This window comes from Acidimangrovimonas sediminis (genome assembly GCF_002871005.1).
Taxonomy (GTDB): Bacteria; Pseudomonadota; Alphaproteobacteria; order Rhodobacterales; family Rhodobacteraceae; genus Acidimangrovimonas; species Acidimangrovimonas sediminis.
Map to the genome: position 1 here is coordinate 1 of NZ_PHSN01000107.1, position 320 is coordinate 320.

Genomic DNA, 320 nt, shown 5'->3' on the forward strand with positions numbered 1-320 from the left:
ACTCCTCCAGCAGCTCGGCGTTCTGCGCCGGCCAGACGAAGGAAATCAGCGTCTTGCCCGCGCTCAGCCGCTTCACCTCGGCCGGCTCCGGCCCGCGCACCTTCACCACCACGTCCGACGCCTTCCACAGCGCCGCCGCGGTCTTCACCACCTCGACACCCGCCGCCTCATAGGCCGCATCGTCGAACCCGGCCGCCACACCCGCACCCGTCTCGACAAGGCACTCATGCCCCAGCTTCTGCAACTGCAAGGCAGATTCCGGCGTCATCGCAACACGCGATTCCCCAGGCAAAACCTCCTTCGGTGTTCCGATCTTCACG

At 66.6% G+C, this 320-nt stretch carries 1 pseudogene; it reads right to left on the bottom strand.

The features are described 5' to 3' along the window. Window positions 1–319 (bottom strand): annotated as a pseudogene (locus CVV76_RS24540) (Re/Si-specific NAD(P)(+) transhydrogenase subunit alpha); the annotation flags it as partial. Window position 320 lies beyond the last annotated feature (1 nt).